Origin of the sequence: Methanoregula sp., from assembly GCF_049690535.1 — an archaeon.
Classification (GTDB): Archaea; Halobacteriota; Methanomicrobia; order Methanomicrobiales; family Methanospirillaceae; genus Methanoregula.
Map to the genome: position 1 here is coordinate 1 of NZ_JBAVMX010000093.1, position 2,401 is coordinate 2,401.

The window sequence follows — 2,401 nt, forward strand, 5'->3', positions numbered from 1 at the left end:
GAGAACGATCTCTTTGCCGCGTACCCGCTCTGGATCGATGCGCAGACCGTACAAAGCGAACTCAATTTCACCACTCCCGGAAACGGCCAGTTCGTGCCGGCACCATCAGTACGGGGTCCCCCGGTCCCACAGGGTCCCGTTGAGAATGTTCCCACGCCTTCGCCAACGCTCGGGATAACAAAGGACGAACTCAGGCAGGAACTGGTCACGTCATCATCACAAAATACGCAGGTCTCACGGTATACGGACGTCCTCTCCCAGCAGGAGTCCGGCATGGGTACGTTCGTAACCCCGGACCAGCTCTCGCCCCCGCTCCCGTTTGACTCGATCATCCTTGTGTTTGTCTTCATCTTCCCGCTGTATTTCACCTCGCAGTTTTTCATGATGAGCATCATGAACGAGCGGATCGAACGAAAGGGCGAGGTGCTGCTTTCCCTGCCGGTAAAAACCTCGTCCATCATTATCGGGAAAATGCTCCCGTACTTCCTATCGATGCTTGCGATCTGCGCTGCGATCACGCTTTATATCAGGGCCTCGCCGCTCATCCTCCTCCCACTTATCCCGATCATCTTCTTCTTTCTCGCGAACGCGCTTATCATCGGGATGCTCGCCCGGAGCTTCAAAGAACTCTCGTTTATCTCCATTTTTTTCTCGACCGTCGCCACCTCGTACCTCTTTTTCCCAAGCATCTTTGCAAACGTGCATGTGATCAGCCTGATCTCTCCGCTCACACTGATCGTGCTCACCCTGCAGGGAACCGCGTGGACTGCCGCCGATTTTGTCTATTCCACCGCGCTTTTCTGGCTGACCGGCGCCGTTCTCTTTTACATCGCGGCGCGAAACTTCAACGAGGAACGCCTCTTCTCGGAAAAAAAATTCCTGCCCCGGATACGCGAGTTCCTCGCCGGGATCATCCAGTACCGGCACCCGTATGCATTGCTCTTCCTGCTTGCCGCATTCTCGATCCCGTTTGTCTTCATGGCGCAGATGATGGGCCTTGTCCTCTTCTTCAACCTGCCCATGCCGCTCTCGCTCGTGCTCCTTCTCATCCTTGCGGCATTCATCGAAGAGGCAGCAAAATCGGCCGGCATCTACACGCTCTTTGTGCAGCACCCTGAATTCTTTTCGTGGAAGCATCTGGCCGGTGCCTGCGCGGCGACCGCGATAGGATTTCTTGTAGGGGAAAAACTCCTGCTTTTTGCCACGCTTGCCGAGATCACCGAGTCTGTCTTCGGGAGCGTCCTCTTTTCCTCACTTGGCGTACTCTGGATGCCACTCCTGCTCCACTTTGCCTGCATCCTTATGGTCGCCAGTTCTCTCAAAGTCTGGGGCAGGAAGGCACTCGTACCCGGGCTGCTTGCCGCAACAGCGCTTCACTGCTGTTATAACCTGTACCTGATTCTGGGGTGGCTCCGATGAAGGCACGGCACGTTACCATTATTGCAAAAAAAGAGTTCAGGGGACTCTATTCAGAAAAGACGATCCTCCTTGCCGTCCTGCTCCAGCTCTTCATCGCGCTCTTCTCATCGTTTCTGATGGTCGGGCTCACATCGATGTATGACCCCACGTCGCTCTCGAAATATTCGCACTTCCGCTACGATATCGCGTATGCGGGAAATGAATCCCCGCTGCTCGGGGATCTGGAGAACAGCCAGGACTTCCGGGTGCACCGGATGGATCTCTCGACAGCGGTTGAACTGCTCAAAGAGCGGAGACTCGCTGCCGTGGTGTATGCCCCCGGCACCCTTCCTAACGCGGACGACCCGGTAAAACTCACGCTGTATACTCTCGCAGACGATCTCCAGGGTGCAGTTGTGGATGTGAAGCTGAAAGCGGTCTTTCTCAAATACGAGGGAGACTTACGGGAGAGCCGGGCCGGCCGTCTCGATGTAACTCCCATACCGGTCCAGATCCCGTCCTCATCCGGCAGTACGAGTTTCTTTGAGTTTGTGTACGGGCTCCTTATCCCGCTCCTTGTCTTTATGCCGGGGATCATATCTGCCGCGCTTATCATCGATCTCATCACCGAGGAGTACCAGCACGAAACCCTGGAGACGCTCGTTTCCACCCCGGTTACATTTGCCGAGATGGTATGGGGCAAGGTGCTCACCTGCGTTCTGCTCGTCCCGCTCCAGGCAGGGGCCTGGATTATCCTGCTTGCAGCAAACGGGATTGCCATTGAAAATACCGTACTCATCGTACTGCACGTCACCCTCGCATCGCTCCTGTTGATACTGATCGGGGCGATGGTAGCCCTGCACTACCGGGAGCGGACAGCAGCGCAGTTTGTCTTTTCGACCGCTCTTGTCGTCATCCTCCTGTTAGTGCTTGCCCTGCCCGACAACCCGCTTAACCTGATCGCCCGGCTCTCCGTGGGAACAGCGGGCGTGGAGCAGTGGAT

The 2,401-nt window shown here is 56.1% G+C and carries 2 protein-coding genes; both read left to right on the forward strand.

What is annotated here, in order from left to right; translation table 11 throughout:
• Nucleotides 1-1,419, forward strand: a 1,419-nt coding sequence (locus WCE46_RS07030; RefSeq protein WP_424732991.1) for an ABC transporter permease, incomplete at its 5' end; no start/stop codon positions are given.
• On the forward strand, nucleotides 1,416-2,401 hold a 986-nt coding region (locus WCE46_RS07035; RefSeq protein ID WP_424732992.1), incomplete at its 3' end, for an ABC transporter permease. The genes WCE46_RS07030 and WCE46_RS07035, both read left to right, overlap by 4 nt.